At 70.9% G+C, this 20,466-nt stretch carries 19 protein-coding genes and 1 tRNA gene; 13 read left to right on the top strand and 7 right to left on the bottom strand.

Features of this window, described 5'->3' with window-relative positions; translation table 11 throughout:
* From KSO98_RS16240 to KSO98_RS16230, 3 genes are read left to right on the top strand one after another with little or no spacing between them, the layout of a single operon-like run.
* On the top strand, positions 1 to 789 hold the full coding sequence (locus KSO98_RS16240) for a deoxyribonuclease IV (RefSeq protein WP_225286736.1): 789 nt from the start codon (positions 1 to 3) through the stop codon (positions 787 to 789).
* A gap of 52 nt (positions 790 to 841) precedes the next feature.
* The gene (locus tag KSO98_RS16235) at positions 842 to 2,017 is read left to right on the top strand and encodes a lipid II:glycine glycyltransferase FemX (protein WP_225286735.1); all 1,176 of its coding nucleotides are present in this window, start codon (positions 842 to 844) and stop codon (positions 2,015 to 2,017) included.
* The gene (locus tag KSO98_RS16230; protein ID WP_225286734.1) at positions 2,014 to 3,078 is read left to right on the top strand and encodes an alanine racemase; all 1,065 of its coding nucleotides are present in this window, start codon (positions 2,014 to 2,016) and stop codon (positions 3,076 to 3,078) included. Before KSO98_RS16235 ends, KSO98_RS16230 begins: the two co-directional genes overlap by 4 nt.
* A 43-nt stretch (positions 3,079 to 3,121) precedes the next feature.
* On the opposite strand, the gene KSO98_RS16225 is transcribed toward KSO98_RS16230, so the two are convergent.
* The gene (locus tag KSO98_RS16225; protein WP_225286733.1) at positions 3,122 to 4,573 is read right to left on the bottom strand and encodes a glycosyltransferase family 87 protein; all 1,452 of its coding nucleotides are present in this window, start codon (positions 4,571 to 4,573) and stop codon (positions 3,122 to 3,124) included.
* Positions 4,574 to 4,665: 92 nt separating this feature from the next.
* On the bottom strand, positions 4,666 to 6,957 hold the full coding sequence (locus KSO98_RS16220; protein WP_225286732.1) for a transglycosylase domain-containing protein: 2,292 nt from the start codon (positions 6,955 to 6,957) through the stop codon (positions 4,666 to 4,668).
* Between the two features lie 179 nt (positions 6,958 to 7,136).
* Here KSO98_RS16220 and KSO98_RS16215 point away from each other — a divergent pair, with 179 nt between their 5' ends.
* Together KSO98_RS16215 and KSO98_RS16210 are read left to right on the top strand one after the other, a co-directional pair.
* Positions 7,137 to 7,733 (top strand): PadR family transcriptional regulator, encoded by a 597-nt coding sequence (locus KSO98_RS16215; protein ID WP_225286731.1) that lies wholly within the window; start codon positions 7,137 to 7,139, stop codon positions 7,731 to 7,733.
* Positions 7,733 to 8,815 (top strand): inositol-3-phosphate synthase, encoded by a 1,083-nt coding sequence (locus KSO98_RS16210; RefSeq protein WP_225286730.1) that lies wholly within the window; start codon positions 7,733 to 7,735, stop codon positions 8,813 to 8,815. The genes KSO98_RS16215 and KSO98_RS16210 overlap by 1 nt, the downstream gene beginning before the upstream one ends.
* A 70-nt stretch (positions 8,816 to 8,885) precedes the next feature.
* Here the strand turns inward: KSO98_RS16210 and KSO98_RS16205 are convergent, their stop codons facing one another.
* The 3 genes from KSO98_RS16205 to KSO98_RS16195 all read right to left on the bottom strand — a co-directional run bounded on the left by KSO98_RS16205 (position 8,886) and on the right by KSO98_RS16195 (position 11,319).
* Positions 8,886 to 9,791 (bottom strand): carbohydrate kinase family protein, encoded by a 906-nt coding sequence (locus KSO98_RS16205; protein ID WP_225286728.1) that lies wholly within the window; start codon positions 9,789 to 9,791, stop codon positions 8,886 to 8,888.
* Positions 9,788 to 11,002, bottom strand: a complete 1,215-nt coding sequence (locus KSO98_RS16200; protein WP_225286726.1) for an AGE family epimerase/isomerase — start codon at positions 11,000 to 11,002, stop codon at positions 9,788 to 9,790. Before KSO98_RS16200 ends, KSO98_RS16205 begins: the two co-directional genes overlap by 4 nt.
* Before the next feature lie 110 nt (positions 11,003 to 11,112).
* Positions 11,113 to 11,319, bottom strand: coding sequence for a hypothetical protein (locus KSO98_RS16195; RefSeq protein ID WP_225286754.1), 207 nt, complete (start codon positions 11,317 to 11,319; stop codon positions 11,113 to 11,115).
* 72 nt (positions 11,320 to 11,391) lie between these two features.
* Here KSO98_RS16195 and KSO98_RS16190 point away from each other — a divergent pair, with 72 nt between their 5' ends.
* Both KSO98_RS16190 and KSO98_RS16185 read left to right on the top strand, forming a co-directional pair.
* Positions 11,392 to 13,020, top strand: coding sequence for an amidohydrolase (locus tag KSO98_RS16190; protein WP_225286725.1), 1,629 nt, complete (start codon positions 11,392 to 11,394; stop codon positions 13,018 to 13,020).
* Between the two features lie 38 nt (positions 13,021 to 13,058).
* Positions 13,059 to 13,217 (top strand): hypothetical protein, encoded by a 159-nt coding sequence (locus KSO98_RS16185; protein WP_225286724.1) that lies wholly within the window; start codon positions 13,059 to 13,061, stop codon positions 13,215 to 13,217.
* 129 nt (positions 13,218 to 13,346) lie between these two features.
* Here KSO98_RS16185 and KSO98_RS16180 read toward each other — a convergent pair whose 3' ends face one another.
* Positions 13,347 to 14,249, bottom strand: a complete 903-nt coding sequence (locus tag KSO98_RS16180; protein WP_225286723.1) for a LysR family transcriptional regulator — start codon at positions 14,247 to 14,249, stop codon at positions 13,347 to 13,349.
* A gap of 124 nt (positions 14,250 to 14,373) precedes the next feature.
* Here KSO98_RS16180 and KSO98_RS16175 point away from each other — a divergent pair, with 124 nt between their 5' ends.
* Entirely contained in the window at positions 14,374 to 15,243 is an 870-nt protein-coding gene (locus KSO98_RS16175; protein ID WP_225286722.1) for an aldo/keto reductase, read from the top strand.
* Positions 15,244 to 15,263: 20 nt separating this feature from the next.
* Positions 15,264 to 16,196 carry an aldo/keto reductase gene (locus tag KSO98_RS16170; protein WP_225286721.1) on the top strand — a complete coding sequence of 311 codons (933 nt, stop codon included), beginning with the start codon at positions 15,264 to 15,266 and terminating at the stop codon, positions 16,194 to 16,196.
* A 67-nt stretch (positions 16,197 to 16,263) separates the two neighbouring features.
* Here KSO98_RS16170 and KSO98_RS16165 read toward each other — a convergent pair.
* Positions 16,264 to 16,347: transfer RNA gene (locus KSO98_RS16165), tRNA-Leu, on the bottom strand.
* A 190-nt stretch (positions 16,348 to 16,537) separates the two neighbouring features.
* Here KSO98_RS16165 and KSO98_RS16160 point away from each other — a divergent pair.
* Genes KSO98_RS16160 through KSO98_RS16145 form a run of 4 tightly spaced genes read left to right on the top strand, consistent with a single transcriptional unit; the run spans position 16,538 to position 20,462 of the window.
* Positions 16,538 to 17,227 (top strand): FHA domain-containing protein, encoded by a 690-nt coding sequence (locus tag KSO98_RS16160; protein ID WP_225286720.1) that lies wholly within the window; start codon positions 16,538 to 16,540, stop codon positions 17,225 to 17,227.
* Between the two features lie 9 nt (positions 17,228 to 17,236).
* Complete coding sequence (locus tag KSO98_RS16155) at positions 17,237 to 17,710, top strand: FHA domain-containing protein FhaB/FipA (RefSeq protein ID WP_225286719.1); 474 nt, start codon at positions 17,237 to 17,239, stop codon at positions 17,708 to 17,710.
* Positions 17,707 to 19,068 (top strand): PP2C family protein-serine/threonine phosphatase, encoded by a 1,362-nt coding sequence (locus KSO98_RS16150; RefSeq protein ID WP_225286718.1) that lies wholly within the window; start codon positions 17,707 to 17,709, stop codon positions 19,066 to 19,068. The genes KSO98_RS16155 and KSO98_RS16150 overlap by 4 nt, the downstream gene beginning before the upstream one ends.
* Positions 19,065 to 20,462, top strand: coding sequence for an FtsW/RodA/SpoVE family cell cycle protein (locus tag KSO98_RS16145; RefSeq protein WP_225286717.1), 1,398 nt, complete (start codon positions 19,065 to 19,067; stop codon positions 20,460 to 20,462). The genes KSO98_RS16150 and KSO98_RS16145 overlap by 4 nt, the downstream gene beginning before the upstream one ends.
* Positions 20,463 to 20,466 lie beyond the last annotated feature (4 nt).

The raw sequence follows: 20,466 nt of genomic DNA, 5'->3' as shown, positions 1-20,466 counted from the left end.
ATGCTCATCGGTGCGCACGTCGACCAGACCGACCCCATCGCCGAGGCGAAGGCGCGCGGCGCCTCGCTCGTGCAGTTCTTCCTCGGCGACCCGCAGGACTACAAGGGCCCCGAGATCGCGTACGCGGGCGGCGCGTCGGGCCTCAGGGCGGACGCTGAGGCGGCCGGGATCGACCTGTACGTGCACGCCCCGTACATCGTGAACGTGGCGACCACGAACAACCGGATCCGGATCCCCAGCCGCAAGCTGCTCCAGCAGCACGTCGACGCCGCCGCGGAGATCGGCGCGAAGGGGCTGATCGTGCACGGCGGCCACGTCAACAAGGCGGACGATCCCGAGAAGGGCTTCGACAACTGGCGCAAGGCGATCGAGGCCACCGACCTCAAGATCCCCGTGCTGATCGAGAACACCGCCGGCGGCGACAACGCGATGACGCGCTACCTCGACCGGATCGGCCGCGTCTGGGACGCCATCTCCGGTGCGGAGCAGGCCGACATGGTCGGCTTCTGCCTCGACACCTGCCACGCCCACGCCGGCGGCAACGCACTGGAGACCGTGGTCGCCGACGTCCTCAAGATCACCGGCCGGATCGACCTGGTGCACTGCAACGACAGCCGCGACGAGTTCGACTCCGGCGCCGACCGCCACGCCAGCCTCGGCGCCGGCCGGATCGATCCCGACCTCCTCGCCCAGGTCATCCGCGACGCCGACGCCCCCGTGGTCTGCGAGACCCCCGGCGGCGCCGAGCAGCACCAGGCCGACTTCGCCTGGCTCCGCGACCGACTCTGATCGCGACGTACGGGGAACGTCCGACGTCCGCGGCACCGGTAACCTTCCGCAGGTGAGTGTCAGCGTCCGGGTCCTGTCCAGCGAGGAACACCTCGCCTTCATCCGGAGTCGCCCCTCAGCGAGCTTCCTGCAGACGCCCGCGTGGGCGCGGGTGAAGACGGAGTGGCGCGCGGAGTCGCTCGGCCTCTTCGAGGAGGCCAACGGGGCACAGACCCTGATCGGCGCGACCCTGGTCCTGCACCGGCCGGTCCCGAAGCTGAGGAAGTACACCCTCGCCTACCTGCCCGAGGGCCCGACCCTGGACTGGGGACGCCCGCTCAGCGAGTGGATCGACCCGCTCACGGCGCACCTGAAGAAGAACGGCGCCTTCGGGGTCCGGATGGGTCCGCCGGTGCCGACGGCGACCTGGTCGGCCGACCAGGTGAAGCAGGGCATCGCCGACGAGGCCGTCCAGCGGCTCGGCCAGATCCCGCCGACCCAGCGCAGCGACATCGGCGCCCGGGTCGTCTCCCAGCTGCGCAGCGCCGGCTGGCGGCTCCAGTCCCCAGAGGACGGCTTCGGCGCGGGCCAGCCTCAGTACACCTTCGAGATCCCGCTCACGGACGCGGACGGCAACGCCCGTACGGAGGACGACGTCCTCAAGGGCATGAACCAGCTCTGGCGCCGCAACATCAAGAAGGCGGACAAGGAGGGCGTCGAGGTCACCGTCGTGACCCCCGCCTCGGCGGGCAGCGACGCCGCCTTCCAGGAGCACCTCGCGGCGTTCCACGACCTGTACGTCCACACCGCCGAGCGCGATCACTTCACTCCGCGCCCGCTGTCGTACTTCCGCACCATGTTCGCCGCGATGAGCGCCGAGGAGCCGGACCGCATCTCGCTCTTCCTCGCCCGGCACGAGGGCGACCTGGTCGCCGCCACGATCCTGGTGCGCGTCGGGGGCCACGCCTGGTACTCCTACGGCGCCTCCTCCACCGAGAAGCGCGACGTCCGCGGCTCCAACGCACTCCAGTGGGCGATGATCCGCTCCTCGCTCGCGGCCGGCTGCCATGTCTACGACCTGCGCGGCATCACCCCCACCCTCGACGCCGAGGACTCCCACGTGGGCCTCATCCAGTTCAAGGTCGGCACCGGCGGCCAGGCCGTCGAGTACGTCGGCGAGTGGGACCTGCCGCTGCGCCCGGCGATCTACAAGGCCTTCGACCTCTACATGACGAGGCGCGCACGATGACCCTCAAGCTGACCGTCGACGGCGACCGCTGGCGCGCCCACCTGCGCTCGGTCGTCGACGAGATCCCCGGCCTGGTTCCGGTCGCCAAGGGCAACGGGTACGGCCTGGGCATCGCCCGCCTCGCGCGCCGCGCCGACTGGCTGGGCAGCGACGTGGTCGCGGTCGGCACCTACGCCGAGGTGCCGGAGATCGCCAGCCGTTACCGCGGCGACATGATCGTCCTGACGCCGTGGCGTCCCCCTGCGGTCGGGCGCAGCGAGCCCGACCTGCCGACCGATCTGGCCGACCGGGTCATCCACACCGTCTCGCGGCCCAGCGACCTCGGCGAGCTGCTCGCCCGCCAGCCCGGCGCCCGCGTCGTGCTGGAGCGGATGACGAGCATGCGCCGCCACGGCCTGTCCGCCGAGGAGCTGTGGGCGCTGGCCGGCCTGGCCCGCAACCGCGCCCGCCTCGAGGGCTTCTCGATCCACCTGCCGATGGGCGAGCACGGCGCCAACCTCGCCGAGGCCCGCCGTCTGATGACCGACATCATCGGCGCGGGCGCGGCCGACGGCGCCACCGTCTGGGTCAGCCACCTCACTCCCACCGAGCTGGCGACCCTGCGCAGCGAGTACGCCGACCTGACGATCCGTCCGCGCATCGGCACGGCGCTGTGGCTGGGCGACCGCGGCGCCCTGAGGGTCACCTCGACCGTGCAGGACGTGCATGCGATCGATCGCGGCGACACGTACGGCTACCGCGGCCGGCACGCGCTGCGCCCCGGCCACCTGGTCGTCGCCAGCGGCGGCACCGCGCACGGCCTCGGCCTCAGCGCACCGACCGGCGAGTCCAGCCTGAGGGCGCGCGCCTCGGCGGCGGCCCGCGGCGGCCTCGACGCGGTCGGCGTGGTCCGCTCCCCGTACCTGCTCGACGGCATGCAGCTCTTCTTCGCCGAGCCGCCGCACATGCAGGCCTCGATGCTGCTGCTGCCGCACGGCGCGACGGCGCCGGAGGTGGGCGACGAGCTGGAGGTGCGGGTCCGCTACACCACCACCACGTTCGACGAGATCGCGCTCGACTGAGGCGACCGACGAGAGCCGTCGCGAGCGCGAGCGGGCAACGGGCTCAGGTGCCGGCCGCGAGCGCGGGAGACCGGCGCGCAGCGTCGGCCCGCGACGCAGCCTCGAGCTCGGCCTCGTCCTCGGCGCGCGCCACCGGGTCGTCCTGCGGGGCGAACATGTCGCCCAGGATCATCGCGGCCAGGTAGAGCTGGCCGATCACGCGGATCACGATGGAGAGCCAGTAGAACGGGTTGCTGGTGCCGTCGCCCGCGGTGAGCTGCCCGCCGAGATACCACCACACCGACGCGAAGTAGAGGACCTCCGTCCCCTGCCAGACGAGCTGGTCACGCCACCGCGGCCGCGCCAGGACGGCGAGCGGCAGCAGCCACAGCACATACTGCGGCGAGTAGACCTTGTTGACGATGAGGAAGCCGGCCACGATCAGGAAGCCGAGCTGCGCGAAGCGGGGCGTCCGCGGCGCCAGCATCCCGAGCACGAGCACCCCGACGCACCAGGCGCCGAACAGCACCCACGACCAGAGGTTGATCTCGTGCGGGGTGAAGGTGTGGCCGGTCACGTTCTGGAGCACCATCCACAGTGAGCCGAGGTCGGCGCCCCGGCTGCTGTTGAAGCTCCAGAAGACCTTCCACTGCGCGACCCCACCCCCGAGCATCGCGGGCAGGTTGAACAGCACCCAGGCGATCACCGCCGAGCCGGTCGCCATCACGAACTCGTACCACGTGCGCTTGCGCCAGCAGATCACCAGCAGCGCGCCGAGCAGGAAGAGCGGATAGAGCTTGGTCGCCGTGCCGAGCCCGATCATCACGCCGGTCAGCACCGGCTTGCCGCGCGACCACGCCCACAGCGCCCCGGCGACGAAGCCGACGGCGAGCAGGTCCCAGTTGATCAGGCCGGTCAGCAGCAGCGCCGGCGAGAGCGCGAAGGCCGCCGCGTCCCACGGGCGGCGCCGGTTGACACCGGCGATCAGCCAGCACGCCACCAGTGCGATCGCGGCGAAGCCCAGCGCGTTGACCGCGACGAAGAGCCGGATCTCCTTGAGCATCCCCGGCACGCCCCACAGGTCGTCCGGCTTGGTGGCCGCGCGGTCGGCGAGATCGGGCGAGCCCGAGAGCCAATGCGTGACCCAGGCGGTCCCCCAGGCCCAGTACGAGATGCCGACGGGGTACTCCATCACCTGGTAGCGCTGCCGGGTGGTGGCGTCGTCGGTGTAGGGCCACTCGAGCTCGGCCAGGCCACGCCCCGTGTAGAGGTACGGCAGGTCGGAGTAGCACATGTGGGTGTAGCGGGTGTCGCCGTTGCTCCACGTCTGCCGGTAGCAGTCGGACTTCTGCACCATGCCGAGCGCCATCACGAAGGCCGTCAGGAGCAGCAGCCACCCGACCGGCGCGAGCCGGCGGCGCCGAACGGCGTGGTCGCCGATCGGGCCGCCGATGCTCTCGCTCAGCGTCGTGACGACGCGGTCCTCGTGCGCGGGTGCGTCGACGTCGCCAGGCATGCCCGCGATAGTAGGCGACGAAGCGAACGGCCGCGCGCGCGAGGGACGGGATCAGGCCCGGCCCGCGAGGGCCGGAGCCGGTCGCCGTGCCGCTACGGGCTGGCGGTCACCGTCTGGCCGGGTGACGGCTCCTGGCTGGCACAGCCGAGCACGCCACATCCGCCGTTGCCGTTCCCGTTGCCGTTACCCGGCCCGCCGCCCCCGTCGGTGGGCTGCGGCGGAGCCGGCTGCGAGCTCTGCACCGGCGGCGGCGCGAACGACGCGGACGGCGACGGCTTGGGCTTCTTGGTGGGCTTCGGCGCCTTCGACGGCTGGGGCTTGGGCGCGATGCTCGGCAGCGGCGCGTGACCCTCCGAGGGCGGCGTGCCGGTCACGTTGGCCGGCGGCGGGAAGTCCTCCACCGGGACGCCCTCCATGTCGGCCTGCATCACCGCGAGCCAGGTCCGCGCCGGGTAGTCGGCGCCGAAGTAGGAGGGCAACCAGCCGTCGAGCGCCTCGCTGCCCTTGCCGCGGATGTACATGACGGCGGTTGACGCCTGCGGCGTGTAGCCCACGAACCAGGCCGAGGACACGTGCGTACCGACGCCGTTGGAGTTCGGCGACGTCGCGGTGCCGGTCTTGCCCGCGGCGGGGCGGCCGAGCGCGAGCGCGGCGCGGCCCGTACCGGCGTTGACCACCTGCTGCAGCGCGTACGAGACGTCGTCGGAGACGTCCGCGGGGATCGCCTGCGAGGTGTCGTTCTGGTACTTGTACAAGATGGTGCCGTTCTGGTCGGTCACCTTGTTGATCACGTGCACGTCGGCGCGCTTGCCGCCCGCGGCGATGGTCGCGTACGTGTTGGCCATGTTGATCGGGCTCACCCGGGCCTTGCCGAGCGTGATCAGCGAGTCGTCGGGCAGCAGGTCCGTCGTCGTCGACGGGATGCCCGGGTGGTCCGGGTTCGGCTTGCCGTTGGGCGTCAGGCCCATCTTGAGCGCGTTGTCGTAGATCTTCTTCGGCCCGTTGGGGATCGAGTCCGACATGTCGACGAACGCCGTGTTGATGGACTCCTGCAGCGCGTAGACCGCGTTGACGGCCGCGCCGTAGGAGTGGCCGTTGGCCTCGCCGGCCTGCTCACCCTCGTTGTGCACCTGCAGACCGCCGGTGAACGTGTACGGGGAGTTGCCGTCGAACGTCGACTTCAGCGAGTAGCCCGCCTCCAGCGCGGTGGCCAGCGTGATCGGCTTCATCGTCGAGCCGGCCATGCCGCCCGAGGCCGCCCAGTTGATCTGCGACTGGAGGAAGTCCTGGCCGCCGTAGAAGCCGAGCAGGGCGCCGGTGCCGGGCTGCACGGTGGCGACGCCGATGTGCAGCTCCTTGTCGCCGAAGCCCTCGGGCTTGGCCTCGGCCACGCCGTTGGCGGCCGCGTCCATTGCCTTCTTGGTCAGCGTGGTGGTGACCCGCAGGCCGCCGCCCTGGATCTGCTCATCGGTGAAGCCGAGCTTGAGCAGGGAGTTCTTGATCAGCGACAGCGCGTGACCGCGCTGGCCGCCGTACGTGTTGGAGGCGTGCTGCTTGGGGAAGGGCGGCAGGTGACCGGCGGCCTTGGTCGCCTCCTCCGGGGTGATGTCCCCGGCCTTGGCCATGCCGGACAGGACGTACGCGTAGCGGCCCTTGAGCGCCTCGCGGTGGGTCTTGCCGTTGGCCGGGTCGAGCTGGCTCGGGTTGTTCAGCACCGAGGCCAGCACCGCCGACTGACGCAGGTCCAGCTTGCTGACCGGCACGCCGAAGTACGCCTTGGCCGCGGCCTGGATGCCGTACGCGCCCCGGCCGAAGTAGATGGTGTTGAGGTAGCCCTCGAGGATCTGCTGCTTGCTCATCTGGCGCTGGATCTTCAGCGACAGGATCGCTTCCTTCGCCTTGCGGGAGTAGGTGCGCTCCTGGTTCAGGTACAGGATCTTCACGTACTGCTGCGTGATGGTGGAGGCGCCCTGGGTCGAGCCGCCCTTCGCGTTGCTGAAGGCCGCGCGCAGGATGCCCTTCGGGTCGATGCCGTGGTTGGTCCAGAACGTGCGGTCCTCGGCGGCGACGACAGCGGCCTTGATCGTCTCCGGCATCTGGTCGTACGAGATCGAGTCGCGGTTCTGCTCGGCGAACTGGCCGATCTCGTTCTTGCCGTCGGCGTAGTAGATGTACGACGTCTGGGTCTGGAAGTCGGCGTTCGGGTCCGGGATGTCCGTCGTGTTGTAGGCGATCACCGCGATGCCGGCGACGACGACGATGCCGGCAAGACCGACGAGCAGGCACCACTTGAGGGCGCGCTGGAGCTTCTGCTTGCGGGTCAGCGGCTTCTTCGGAGCCGCCGGCTTCTTCGGCTGTGGCCGGGCGGCGCGGGTACCACTCACGATTCAACGTCTCCAGGATCTGGGGGGTCAGGCGTCCCGATGAGAGTACGCAAGGGCCCCCACTATCACAGATTCACGAGCCTCGTACGTGACTCGGATCGGACTGCGTGACGCCGCGATCCAACACTCCGATGTACCAACGATTCGCAACGCTCGGATATATCGCTACGATAGGTCTTATGACCCGTCGCGCCGAGACCATCGAGCTGGCAGTCCTCGGACTGCTGCACGAGGGCCCCATGCACGGGTACGAGCTGCGCAAGCGGCTCAATCTGATGCTCGGCTGGGGTCGTGTGCTGTCGTACGGCTCGCTCTACCCCACGCTCAAGAAGATGCTCAAGGCGCACCTCATCGAGGAGACGGCGACCGCCCTCACCCCGGTGACGCGCCGCCCGCGCATCGTCTACCAGGTGACCGAGGCCGGTCACCGCGAGTTCGAGCACCTCATGACGGAGGTCGGCCCCACTGCGTGGGAGGACGACAACTTCGACATCCGCTTCGCCTTCTTCGGTCGCACCGACATGGAGATCCGACTGCGCGTCCTCGAGGGACGCCGCAGCCGCCTCCAGGAGCGACTCGACCGGATCCAGCGGGAGCTCTCGCTGACCCAGAAGGAGGTCGACCAGTACGCCGGGGAGCTTCAGCGCCACGGTGTCGAGTCGGTCGAACGCGAGGTCCGATGGCTCTCCGGGCTCATCGACGCCGAGCGCAATCCCACCAAGCAAGGTCTTGCGGGTGCGGAAGTCACCACCACCACTGAAAGGAAGGACCCCTGATGGGTTCGGTTCGCGTAGCAATTGTGGGTGTCGGCAACTGCGCCAGCTCCCTCGTCCAGGGCGTCGAGTTCTACAAGGACGCCGACCCGTCGGGCACCGTCCCGGGTCTCATGCACGTCACGTTCGGCGAGTACCACGTCGGTGACATCGAGTTCGTCGCCGCCTTCGACGTCGACGACAAGAAGGTCGGCAAGGACCTTTCCGAGGCCATCAACGCCTCCGAGAACAACACCATCAAGATCACCGACGTGCCGTTCAAGAACGTCGAGGTCCAGCGCGGCCCGACGCTCGACGGTCTGGGCAAGTACTACCGCCTGACCATCGAGGAGTCGGCCGCCGAGGCCGTCGACGTCGTCCAGGTCCTCAAGGACAACCAGGTCGACGTGCTCGTCTCCTACCTCCCGGTGGGCTCGGAGGAGGCGGACAAGTTCTACGCGCAGTGCGCCATCGACGCGAAGGTCGCCTTCGTCAACGCCCTGCCCGTGTTCATCGCCTCCGACCCGGTGTGGGCCAAGAAGTTCGAGGACGCCGGCGTCCCGATCGTCGGCGACGACATCAAGTCCCAGGTCGGCGCGACCATCACCCACCGCGTGATGTCGAAGCTGTTCGAGGACCGCGGCGTCCGGCTGGACCGCACCTACCAGCTCAACGTCGGCGGCAACATGGACTTCAAGAACATGCTCGAGCGCGAGCGCCTGGAGTCCAAGAAGGTCTCCAAGACCCAGGCCGTCACGTCCAACCTGACCGGCCCGCTGGCCGGCCTCAAGGACGACCGCAACGTGCACATCGGTCCGTCGGACTACGTCGCGTGGCTCGACGACCGCAAGTGGGCCTACGTCCGCCTCGAGGGCACGACCTTCGGTGACGTTCCGCTGAACCTCGAGTACAAGCTCGAGGTCTGGGACTCCCCGAACTCCGCCGGCATCATCATCGACGCCTGCCGCGCCGCGAAGATCGCCAAGGACCGCGGCGTCGGTGGCCCGGTCATCGCCGCCTCGGCCTACCTCATGAAGAGCCCGCCGGTTCAGATCGAGGACACCGAGGGTCGCGCCCTGCTCGAGCAGTTCATCTCGGGCGAGTGATCCTGGCTCTCTGACCCAGAGACCGACGAAGGCCCCGTTCCTCCTTGGAGGGACGGGGCCTTCGGCCGTGTCAGGACAGCTCGTGGCGCCAGGGCGGGTTCGCGCCGGCCCGGCTGACGGTGACCGCGGCGGCCGCCGCTCCGTGGCGTACGACCTGCGCCCACGCGGCCGCGGGCAGCGCACGCAGCCGCTCACGCTCCCGCGGCTCGCTGACCACGTCCCACAACGCGTCGATCAGACCGGCGGAGAACGTGTCCCCCGCGCCGATCGTGTCGACGACGCTCACCCTCACCGAGGGCACCTCGATCCGCGCTCCGCGGCTGAAGCAGACCGCGCCGTCACCGCCCAGCGTGAACGCGACCGCGGCGCAGCCGCCGGCCAACCATCGCAGGGCGACCTCCTCGAGCGGCGTGCCCGGGAACAGGAAGGCGATGTCCTCGTCGGAGGCCTTCACCACGTCGGCGACCGCGGCGATCGCCTCGACCGCGGCGCGGGTCTGCTCGAGATCGGGCATCAGCAGCGGGCGGGCGTTGACGTCGTAGAAGACGTACGCGTCCGCGGCGTGCTGCTCGACGAGCGTCCGCACCGCGCTCGCGCCCGGCTCCAGCACCGCGCCGATCGAGCCGACGTGCACCACCGCCGGACGCGTGTGGACCACGCCCGGATCCAGGCTCCAGGTCAGGTCGAACTCGTAGCGCGCCGCGCCGTCCCCGTCGAGCACCGCACGGGCCGTGGAGGTCGCCGGCTGCTCGTCGACGACCAGCTCGACACCGGCATCGCGCAGGTGCCGGCAGACGAGGTCGCCGTACGCGTCGCGCCCCAGCTGGGTGACCAGGGTCGTCGGTCGCTCGAGCCGCGCCAGCGCGACCGCGACGTTCGCGCAGCTGCCGCCGGGGTGCTCCTCGACCGAGTCGCCGGAGTCGACGATGTCGACCAGGGCCTCGCCGATGACGAGCACGCCACCGCGGGCGCTCACCGCAGGAGCCCGTCACGGAGTGCGACCGCGAGGGCCGGCGCGAGCGGGAGACGGGGCAGCAGGGTCGCCTGGACGACGTGGTAGATGTCCGGCTTGCCCGACCACGTGCCCGAGGCGGGCTGGTTCGACGCGTCGAGCTCGTGGCGCCACGAGCCGGCCGGGTCGATGACGTGCTCGGCGGCGTAGTCCCACCACGTCTCGTACTGCCGGGCGTAGGAGTCCTCCCCCGTGACGCGGTGGAGAGCGGCCGCAGCCGCGATCGCCTCCGTGACGACCCAGTGCATCCGCTCCCGCACGACGGGGGCGCCCTCCCAGTCGACGGTGTAGACGAAGCCGTCCCCGCCGTCGACCCCCCAGCCGTCCCGGGCGGCCGTCGCGAAGAGCGAGCGGGCGTCGTCCACGAGCCAGGCCGGCGCATGGTCTCCGAGCGCGGCGGCGAGGTGCAGGCACAGCCGGGCCCACTCGAACCCATGGCCGACGGTCGCGCCGTAGGGACGGAACGGATGAGCGGGCTGATCGCGGTTGAAGTCGAGCACGGGCGTCCAGGTCTCGGTGTAGTGCTCGGGGATCCGCCAGCTGTTGGCGGCCGCCTGCTCGTGCACGATCCGGGTGCAGATCCGCAGGGCGCGCTCGCGCAGCCGGGAGCCGTCATCGACCACGTCGGCCACGGCGAGCAGCGCCTCGACGGTGTGCATGTTGGCGTTCGCGCCCCGGTAGCCGTCGAGCCGGATGAAGGTCCGGTCCCACTCCTCGACCACCGCCCCCGCGTCCTCGTCCCAGAAGTGACGGTCGTGGATCGCGAGCGCGTCCTCGAGCAGCGCCGCCGCTCCCGGGCGGCGGGCGGCGGTGGCGCTCGCCGCGGCGAGGAGGACGAAGGCGTGCTCGTACGCGGTCTTCGCCCCGGACGCATCCGGACCGAGCGCGGCGTACCAGCCGCCGTTCACGTCGTCGCGGAACGGTCCCGCCAGCGCACCGACACCGTGGTCGGCGAGGGCGCCGGCACCGGGGCGGCCCATCAGATGGGCGAGGGCGTAGACGTGCGTCATCCGGGCGGTGATCCACAGCTCGATCGGCCGCTCGAGGTCGGGGCGCCCGGCGTCGTCCAGCCACGCGAAGCCGTCGGGACGACGGGCCGCGGCGCCGAACGCGAGCATCCGGTCGGTCTCGCTCTCCAGCCAGCGGCTGTGGGCGGCGGAGGTCAGCCAGCTCATCGCGTCTCCGCCAGCCGGTGCGCCGTGCACCGTACGACGACAGCGAAGGTGGCGACGGTGGTCCCCTGGGTCATGGGGTCATCCTCTCGTGGGTGCGGCTGTGGGCGTACTCATTCGGAGGTGAGGCTGCTCGCGGCGAGCAGCCGTCGGGTGTACGCGTCGCCCGGGCGCGCGACGACCTCGGCGGTGTCCCCGGTCTCGACGACCACGCCCTCGTTGAGCACGTAGATCCGGTCCGAGATCTGTGCGACCACGCCCAGGTCGTGGGTGATGAAGAGGATGCTGACCCCCTCCTCGTCGTGCAGCCGGGTGAGCATGCCGACGATGTTCTGGTCAAGCAGGCTCTTGGCGTCGGTGATCCGGAGGTCCTGCGCTTCTAGACTGCGCGCGTGAGCACCCTCTACCTCGGCGGCGCCCTCTTCCGTACCGGCGTCGGCGGTCTGCCGGGCTGGGGGCTGCGGGTGTCGGGCGCGCGGATCGAGGCGGTCCTGCCCGACGACGTGCTCCTCGCCGACCGCGTGTCCGGCGACGAGGTCGTCGACGTGCGCGGCGGGCTGATCAGTCCCGGCTTCATCGACGCCCACTACCACCCGACCATCGGCGGGCTCGACCTCAACGCCTGTGACCTCACCCCGGCGACGAGCGCCGAGGAGTGCTTGGCGATCATCGCCGCCTACGCGGCCGCCCACCCCGAGCGGGAGTGGATCGTCGGCGCCGGCTGGCAGGTGCCGTGGTTCCCCGGCGGCCTGCCGACCGCGGCGATGCTCGACGCCGTCGTGCCCGACCGGCCGGTGCTCCTCGCCAACGCCGACCACCACGGCCACTGGGCCAACTCGGCCGCGCTGCGCGTCGGCGGCGTGAGCGCGACGACACCCGACCCGACCGGCGGCCGGATCGAGCGCGACGCCGCCGGCGAGCCGACCGGCGTGCTGCACGAGGCCGCGAGCGACCTGGTCGGCGAGCACCTCCCGCCGATCACCGAGGACGCCATCGACGAGGCGCTGGCCTCCGGCCAGCGACATGCCCTCTCCTACGGCATCACCGGCTGGCAGGACGCACTGGTCGGGCGCAGCGGCATCACTGCGGACAACCTCGGCGCCTATCTACGCGCCCGGGCCGCGGGCACGCTGAAGGCGCGCGTACGGCTCGCGCTGTGGTGGCAGCGCGACCGCGGCCTGGAGCAGATCGAGGACCACGTCACGCGTCGCGCGCTGGCCGCCGAGGCCGGTCTCGACGCGAGCTCGATCAAGCTGATGGTCGACGGGGTCGCGGAGAACTTCACCGCCGCGATCAGCCGGCCCTACCTGGACCCCTGCGGACACGTCACGAACAACAGGGGCCACTCCTTCATCTCCGCCGAGATGCTGAAGGAGGCCGTCGCGGCGCTGGACGCCGAGGGCTTCCAGTGCCACTTCCACGCGCTCGGGGACCGGGCGGTCACCGAGGCGCTCGACGCCGTCGAGTACGCGCTGGAGCGCAACGGTCTGTGGGGCAATCGGCACCATCTGGCGCACCTGCAGATGGTGCAGATCCGCGACACGAGTCGCTTCGCGCGCCTCGGCGCGGCCGCGAACCTGCAGCCGCTGTGGGCGCAGGCCGAGGAGCAGATGATCGAGCACACGCTGCCCTACCTGGACGCCGCCCTGCGCGATCGGCAGTACCCCTTCGGCGATCTGCTCGCCGCCGGGGTGACGCTCGCCGCCGGCTCCGACTGGCCGGTCTCGTCGGCCGATCCGCTGGCCGGCATGCAGGTGGCCGTCACCCGCCAGTACGTCAGCGACCCGCTCGACCCGCTGCTCCCCGAGCAGGCGCTGCCCCTCGAGCGGGCCTGGACCGCGTACACCGCGGGCTCGGCGTGGGTGAACCACCTCGACCACGAGACCGGCGCCCTCGTGCCGGGGCACCTGGCCGACCTGGCGATCCTCGACGGCGACCCGTTCGCCGGCCCGCCGCACGAGATCAGCAGCCACCGCGTCGTCCGTACGGTCGTCGGCGGCGAGACCGTCCACGAGGCCTGAGGAGCACCTGCGGCTTCGATCCGCGGCCGGCCGGACGGTTGTGGCTGCTCCAGCCCCCACCCGGCTTCGACTCGCTCGACGCCGCGCTGACACACCTGTCCGCGTCGGCGACGGCCGCAGGGCTTCCGATCCTCGCCGACCGGACCTTCGCCGAGCATGTCGGTCGCGAGGTCGCCCGGATCTTCACGCAGCCCTGACAGCCGTACGGCCAGCCGGCGGTTCCCCGGCGGGCGCGATCACCCGACTGCTCGACCCCGGCCGGGACGCCGGCACGATCCGAGCCGATGCTCGATCTGCTTCTCGACGGCCGGATCGCGCCCTGAGCGTCACTTCGCAGAGAGGCTGGCCGCCCCCGGCTCGGCGACGAGATCGATGAAGTGAGGCGCGGGCGAGTCCGCGCGGTCCCATCCCGCCGCGACGAGCGAGACGATCCACTCCGGCCCGGCGTCGGGCCGCAGCGGCACCACCGCCAGACCCGCGGCCTGCGGCTTGGCCCCGACGTGACGCGGGACCACCGCGATGCCCATGCCGCGCCCGACCAGATCCAGGAGCGTGTGGACGTCGTTGACGGTGAGGTGGACCCGCCGGGTCACGCCGACGGCCGCGAAGGCGGTGTCGTTCAGGCGACGGACGGCCCACGAGGGGTGGAAGTCGACGAACGGCTCGCTCGCGAGATCGGACCGATCCAGCCAGGGTCGTGCGCCGAGCTCGTGCCACGGCGGGAGCAGCACGACGAACGTGTCACGTCCCAGCTCGGCGCGCGACAGCGCGCCGACATGGTCCGCGCCCGCGACGAACACGACGTCGAGGAGCTGCTCGCGCACGCCGCCGAGGAGCTCCTCGGACCCCGCCTGGGTGAAGGCGATCTCGACCTGGGGGTGCCGGTCGTGGAACCGCTCGAGCACTGCCGCGACATCGACCATGCCCAGGCATTGCTCCGCACCGACGCGCAGCTGGCCCGAGAGCTCGTTCGAGGAGCGTACGACCGCGTCGCGTGCTGCGGCGGCCTGGCTCAGCATCGAGCGCGCGTACGGAAGAAGCGCATGGCACGCCTCGGTCGGCTCGACCTTGCGGGTGGTCCGCTGGAAGAGCTTGGTCCCCAGCTCGTCCTCGAGGTTGCGGATCGCCGCCGACAGGCCCGACTGGGAGATCCGGGCGAGGTCGGCCGCCCGGGTGAAGTGTCGCTCCTCGGCGAGCGCGACCAGGTACTCCAGCTGACGCAGCTCCATTGATGACTTCTTCTTCTGAGATGGATGACCAAGAGTCGTTGGACTTCTAGATTAGCCGTTCTTAGGGTGAAAGGCGGCGGCGACCGCCGTCCACTCCGCTTCACCGTCCAGGAGCTCATCACCCATGCAGACCCGCACTCTGGGAGACCGCCAGGTCAGCGCCATCGGCCTCGGCGGCATGCCGATGTCGATCGAGGGCCGGCCCGACGAGGCACGCTCGATCGCGACCATCCACGCCGCCCTCGACGCCGGCGTCACCCTCATCGACACCGCCGACGCCTACCACCGCGACGCAGGCGAGGTCGGCCACAACGAACAGCTGATCGCCGCTGCGCTGAGCAGCTACGGCCAGGACACCTCGGGCGTCCTCGTCGCGACCAAGGGCGGACACCTGCGGCCGGGGGACGGCCGCTGGACCCAGAACGGCGACCCGTCCTATCTCAAGGAGGCCGCCAAGGCCTCGGCGCGGCGACTCGGCGTCGACGCGATCGGCCTCTACCAGTTCCACCGTCCTGACCCGGGCATCCCGTACGCGGAGTCCGTCGGTGCCATCCGCGACCTGCTCGACGAGGGCGCCATCCAGATGGCCGGCATCTCCAACGCGGACCCGGACCAGATCCGCGAGGCGTACGACATCCTGGGCGGGCGCCTGGTCTCGGTGCAGAACCAGTTCTCCCCGCGCTTCCGGTCCTCCCTCCCCGAGCTCGAGCTCTGCGCCGAGCTGGGCATCGCATTCCTGCCATGGAGCCCGCTCGGCGGGATCTCGCTCGCCCGCTCCGGAGAGCTCGGCGCCGAGTACCAGGCGTTCGTGGACATCGCCGAGGACCGTGGGGTCTCCCCGTTCCAGGTCGCCCTCGCGTGGGAGCTGGCGTTGGCGCCCGTCGTCATCCCGATCCCGGGCGCCTCGCGGCCGGCGTCGATCCAGGACTCTGCCGAGGCTGCCGATCTCGTCCTCACGACGGACGAGATCGCCCGTCTCTCGGCCACGGCCTGATCCTCAGGAGAGCAACGACCATGAAGACCTTCACCCTTCCGGGGACCGATCTCCTCGTCCCGAACGTCGTCCTGGGGATGATGCGCATCCAGGACAAGACCGACGAGGAGATCCGTACTCTGGTCCGGACCGCCCTCGACGCGGGCATCAACTTCCTCGACCACGCCGATGTCTACGGCGCCGACCTGCACGGATGTGAGCGACGCTTCGCCGAGGCGATGCGGCTGACCTCCTCCGAGCGGGAGCAGCTCGTGATCCAGACCAAGGCAGGCATCGTCCGCGAGGGGCCGTACTTCGACTTCTCCTACGACCACCTCATCGCGTCGGTGGACGGGTCGCTCGAGGCGCTCGGCACCGACTACATCGACATCCTGCTGCTCCACCGTCCCGATGCGCTCGTCGAGCCCGACGAGGTGGCCCGGGCCTTCGACGACCTCGCCGCCTCCGGCAAGGTGCGCCACTTCGGTGTCTCCAACCAGACCCCGGGGCAGATCGAGCTGCTGCGCCGTTCGGTGCGCCAGCCCCTGGTCGCCAACCAGCTCCAGCTGTCGGTCACCCACGCCGCACTGGTCGCCCAGGGCGTCGCGGCCAACATGAGCGACCTGGACCAGTCGATCTCGCGTGACGTCGGCGCGCTCGACTACTGCCGGCTCAACAACATCACCGTGCAGGCGTGGTCGCCCTTCCAGGGCGGGTTCTTCACCGGAGCCTTCCTCGGATCCGATGAGTACCCCGAGCTCAACGCGGTCATCGACCGGCTCGCGGCGCAGTACGGCGTACCGGCGATCGCGATCGCCACCGCCTGGATCACCCGCCACCCGGCGAACATGCAGGTCGTGCTCGGCACCACCACCCCGGAGCGGGTGGCCGGGGCGGCACAGGGATCCGACCTCCCCCTCACCCGCGCGGAGTGGTACGAGATGTTCCGCGCCGCCGGCCACGCCGTGCCCTGATCGGCCGGCCCGGCTCACGTCGCGACATGCAGAAGGCCCCGGTCACTGACCGGGGCCTTCTGTGCTGTGCGCGCGGGGAGAGTTGAACTCCCACGTCCTTTCGGACACACGGACCTGAACCGTGCGCGTCTGCCTATTCCGCCACGCGCGCTTGAAGCAGTCCGAACGTTATCCCAACCCACACGTCACACCCAAACCGGCGGCGCGTGCGGGCGACCTACAACCGCGACACCGATACGATCGAGCGAACCCGACGGGCCCGTCGGGTCTGCGTCGCGTGCCGGAGCACCCTCCGGGACATGGGGCGACCGACGAATGAAGCATCAGTGAGAGGAGCGCGCGTGGGCGGCTTGCAGCGGTTCGAGCAGCGCCTCGAGTCGGCGATCTCCGGCGCCTTCGCCCGCGCCTTCCGCAGTGCGGTCCAGCCGGTCGAGATCGCGGCCGCGCTCCAGCGCGAGTGCGACAACAACGCGCAGATCCTCAGTCGCGAGCGGCGCCTGGTGCCCAACGCGTTCCACGTCGAGCTCTCCGCCAGCGACATGGCGCGGCTCAGCCCGTACGACACGGCGCTCGCCAGCGAGCTCGGCGAGCAGCTGCACAAGCACGCCGAGGCGCAGGCGTACGTCTTCCCCGGGCCCATCCGGATCGACTTCGAGGAGGCGGCCGACCTCACCACCGGTCGCTTCCGGATCCGCAGCAAGGCCCAGGCCAGCGTCACCGGCAACGCGTCGGCCACCGAGGTGCGCCGCGCCACCGCGCTCATCGAGGTCAACGGCTCGCGCCACCCGATCTCGCTCGGAGGCCTCGTGGTCGGCCGCGGCACCGACGCCGACCTGCGGATCAACGACCCCGGCGTGAGCCGACGCCACATCGAGTTCCGTCAGACCGACAAGCACGTCGAGGTGCACGACCTCGGCTCCACCAACGGCATGCTCGTCAACGGCCAGCGGATGACCAGCTCGCTGCTCGACGACGGCACGGTGGTGCGCATCGGCAGCACCGACCTCGTCGTCCGGATCACGGAGAGCTGACCTGCCTCGATGTCCGAACTGACTCTCTTCCTCATCCGGGTCGCCTTCCTGGCGGTGCTGTGGATCTTCGTGCTCAGTGCCGTCGGCGTGGTCCGCTCCGACCTCTTCGGCGCCCGCGTCGAGGAGCCGACCGCGTCGAGCGAGGCCCGCAGCAGGTGGAGCCGCGCCAAGCCGGCCAAGCCGCGCCGCGGCGCACCCACCCATGTGCTGGTCGTCGAGGGTCGCAGCCAGGGCGAGCGCGCCGACCTGAGCCAGGCGCCGATCCTGATCGGCCGCGGCGCGGACGCCGCGATCGTGCTCGACGACGACTACGTCTCCACCCGGCACGCCCGGATCGCCTCGAGCGGTGACCAGTGGTTCGTCGAGGACCTCGGGTCCACCAACGGCACCTACATCGGCAGCGTCCGGATCAACCAGCCGACCGCGATCGCGGTCGGCACCCGCGTACGGATCGGGAAGACCATCCTGGAGCTGCGCAAGTGACGCTCCGACTCCGCTACGCCGCCGTCTCCGACGTGGGACGGGTGCGCAAGGACAACCAGGACTCCGGCTACGCGGGGCCCTGGCTGCTGACCGTGTGCGACGGCGTCGGCGGCGCGGCCCGCGGCGACATCGCCAGCGCGACCGCGATCGGCCAGCTGCGCCGGCTCGACGCTCCCCCGGTCCCCGAGCACACGGAGGAGGAGCTGCTCGGCCTGGTCGCCGGCGCCCTCCACCGCGCCCACGACCGGATCGGCGAGCTGGTCGACCACGACCCGGCGCTGGCCGGCACCAGCACCACCGCCACGATCGCGCTCTTCGACGGCGAGATGATCGCCGTCGGGCACGTCGGCGACTCGCGCGGCTACCTCTTCCGCGACGGCCACATCAGCCAGGTCACCCACGACCACACGTTCGTGCAGACCCTGATCGACGAGGGCCGGATCACCGAGGCCGAGGCGCGGATCCATCCGCACCGCAACCTGATCCTCCAGGCGATCGACGGCACCCGCGACATCGAGCCCGACCTCTTCATCATCCGGCTCCAGGCCGGTGACCGGCTGATGCTGTGCAGCGACGGCATCACCGCCTCGCTCGACGACGGCCGCCTGGCCGACATCCTCGCCACCGGCACTCCCGACTACGCGGCGGTCGAGCTCACCCGCGCCAGCCTGGAGGCCGGCACCACCGACAACGTCACCTGCATCGTGGCCGACGCGCTCGACGCGGAGACCGCCGACGCCGCGGAGGAGGTGCCGACGCCGCTGCTGGTCGGCGCCGCCGCCGAGCTGCGCAAGCGCGCCCCGCTCACCGCCCGTACGTCCCTCTTCCGTGGACACCGCAACGGCGACACCGGCGAGCTCGAGCCGATCAACGCCGAGCTCCTGGAGCCCGACGCGGCGGCGACGGTTCGCGCCGAGGCGGCGGCCGCCGCCGTGGGCTCCGGCGAGGTCCCGGCCGAGGCGATCGCCAACGACCCCCTCGACGCCGAGCGACGCCGCTACGCCCTCCAGCCGCACCGGGGCGGCGCCCGCGCCTGGATCCGCGGCATCCTCGCCCTGCTGCTGGTCGTCGGCCTGGTCTGGATCGTCGCCGCGGCCGGATGGTCGTGGACGCAGAAGCAGTGGTACGTCGGCGAGCAGGACGGCAAGGTCACGATCTTCCGCGGCGTGCACACCACGCTCCTCGGCTTCGACCTCTCCACCGCCTACCAGACCAGCGACCTCGAGGTCGGCCAGCTCCCCGACACCTACGCCGACCAGATCCGCGACGGCATCCATCGCGACTCGCTCGAGCAGGCCCGGACGAAGGTCCAGGAGCTGCTCTGCACCGCCTCGACCCCGGGCAGCGGCTGCGCATGAGCGCGCAGACCTGGGCCCGCGAGTTCGTGCACCGGCGTCGCCGGGGCGCGGAGCTCTTCCTGCTCATCCTCAGCCTCGTCGTCGGCATCGGCGGCTACGCCGCGGTCGGTCTCGGCGTCGACCAGCAGGTCCCGGCCGGGATCGTCGGCTACGGCGGCTGGCTGGCGGCGCTGATCATCGGCGCCCATGTGGTCGTCCGGATGGTCGCCCCGTACGCCGACCCGGTGCTGCTCCCCCTGGTCGCGATGCTCAACGGCCTCGGGCTGGCGGTCATCCACCGCCTCGACCTGGCCGCCGGCGCGACCCAGAACGACGGCTACGCCCGTCAGCAGCTGATCTGGATGACGATCGGCGTGATCCTGTTCGCCATCACCCTGGTGAGCCTGCGCGACCACCGGATCATGCAGCGGTTCACCTACACCTGCGGCCTGGGCGCGGTCGTGCTGCTGCTCCTGCCGATGCTGCCCGGCATCGGCAAGAGCGTGAACGGCGCCCGGATCTGGATCCACGTCGGCTCGATGAGCTTCCAGCCCGGTGAGGTCGCCAAGGTCCTGCTGGTCATCACGTTCGCCGGCTACCTGGTGCTGCACCGCGACGCGCTCGCGCTGGCCGGGCGCCGGATCGCCGGCATCGACCTGCCGCGCGGTCGCGACCTCGGCCCCATCCTGGCGATGTGGCTGATCAGCCTCGCCATCCTCGTACGGCAGAGCGACCTCGGCTCGAGCCTGCTCTTCTTCGGGCTCTTCGTGATCATGCTCTACATCGCGACCGAGCGTCGCGGCTGGATCGTCGTCGGCGGCGGGCTCTTCCTCGGCGGCGCTCTCGTCGCCTCGCGCTTCATCCCGCACGTGACCGCCCGCGTCGACATCTGGCTGCATCCCTTCGACCACTACCAGACCGCCACCGGACCCCACTCCGACCAGCTGGTCGAGTCGATGTTCGGGATGGCCTGGGGCGGCCTGCTGGGTCGCGGCTTCGGCAACGGCTCCCCCTACCGGATCTCCTTCGCCAACTCCGACTTCATCATGGGCGCCATCGGCGAGGAGCTCGGCCTGACGACCGTGCTGGCGGTCATCCTCTGCTACGGCCTCATCGTCGAGCGCGGCCTGCGCACCGCGATCATCTGCCGCGACGACTTCGGCAAGCTGCTCGCCGTCGGTCTGGCCGCGTCGTTCGCGCTGCAGGTCTTCGTCGTCATCGGTGGCGTGACCCGGCTGATCCCGCTCACCGGCCTGACCACCCCGTTCCTCTCGTACGGCGGCTCGAGCCTGGTCGCGAACTGGGTGATCGTGGCGTTGCTGCTGCGCGTCTCGGACCACGCGCGCCGCCCGCTCCCGGACTTCTCCTTCGACCCGGGCGAGGCGACCACGCAGATGGTGAGGCTGCCCTCGTGACGGT

This window comes from Nocardioides nematodiphilus (assembly GCF_020216525.1).
GTDB lineage: Bacteria > Actinomycetota > Actinomycetes > Propionibacteriales > Nocardioidaceae > Nocardioides > Nocardioides nematodiphilus.
The sequence above is the reverse complement of the archived record's forward strand: the minus strand, read 5'-3'. Positions and strand labels throughout refer to the sequence as shown.